Source organism: Endozoicomonas sp. SESOKO2 (assembly GCF_024606245.1).
Classification (GTDB): domain Bacteria; phylum Pseudomonadota; class Gammaproteobacteria; order Pseudomonadales; family Endozoicomonadaceae; genus Endozoicomonas_A.
In genome coordinates, this window is the sequence record NZ_JAHHPQ010000733.1 from 1 (window position 1) to 1316 (window position 1316).

General features: G+C 36.3%; 1 protein-coding gene. It reads left to right on the forward strand.

What is annotated here, in order from left to right; translation table 11 throughout:
- Nucleotides 1-1253 (forward strand): DUF6161 domain-containing protein (locus KDK17_RS17435; protein WP_257288674.1); only part of this gene is annotated, 1253 nt, incomplete at its 5' end.
- Nucleotides 1254-1316: the final 63 nt, after the last annotated feature.

A 1316-nucleotide genomic window follows, 5' to 3' on the forward strand; every position in this document is an offset into this window, starting at 1 on the left:
CTAATGCAAGCATCATTAAAAACATGGAGAAAATATTGAACAGAAAGGTATCCATTCAATTAACTGACTCATGTAATCGTACATGGAGCTTTGAAGTACTACGTGAATTTTATGATTTTGTTGTAAAAGAGTGTGACTATTGGAAATCACAAAGAGACTCCTTAGGAACAAAGTCAAACAACATAAACAACTATTTGAATGCTCATTCGTATTTAAATAATATAATCACAACGATAGATGGCTGGGGTGACAAGCTCAATGAATGGGATGAGTCTCAATTTACTTCTCAAATAGGCCAAATACGAAATAATCACTTTAATAACTTGAGAAACCACTGGTTATGGAGTGGCCACCCTTTTAGCAGCGCTTTAGTTGATTGTCATAGAAAATATGGGCATGTGGCTGCAGATTCATTTATAAAACTTATTGTTAACAAGCAAATTCAAAACCAAGGGAATCATGATGGTTTTATGGGCTGTATGCTTGCATATGAGTTTATAAATCAGGATTCTGACCTCACAAAAAGACGTAAAGGTGAAAAAGTATCTTTAGGGCATTTAAGAAACCAGCTTGACTCTAGCAAGAATGACTTAATCCGTGAAGTAGATGACTTTAAAGAGTCTTTCACAGATTGGGATAATTCAACAAAAGAAAAATGGGCTGAGTGGTTAGGAGAAGTTTCAAATAATCACGAAAAACAACATGAGGATCATGAAACTCAATTTTCGGAATATCTGAAAAAGTGCAAAGATAAAATTTCAGACCTTGAACACACGTATCAGGAAAAACTAAGGCTTGAAAAACCTGCAACTTACTGGAAAAACTCTGCTCGAAAATACGGAATTCAAGGGGGCTTGTGGAGTCTTGCTTTAATAGCAGCAATTGTTCTTGGCATTACATATTTTTATGATTTCTTTAACTCATGGCTCAAAGGTAAAGAGTTAGGAGTAGAACTAAACACACTTCATGGTGTCATTCTTATTGGTTCTGTGTTAACTGTTTACGCATATCTTATCAAGACCTTATCAAAGTTAACATTTAGCTCATTCCACTTAATGAGAGATTCAGAAGAGCGAGAACAATTAACCTATCTCTACCTATCCTTGATTGAAAGCAATAGTATTGATGAAAGTTCTAGAGATATTGTATTGCAAGCTTTGTTCAGCAGAAGTGAAACTGGCCTTTTAAATACAGACTCATCACCAACTATGCCTGGTGTTGCAGAACTACTTAAATCAACAATGAAGAGTTAACCGGGTGCTAATCGGGTAAGAGCTGGTCTTTCTCCAGCTCTCCCCACACCACCCGGCATGCGG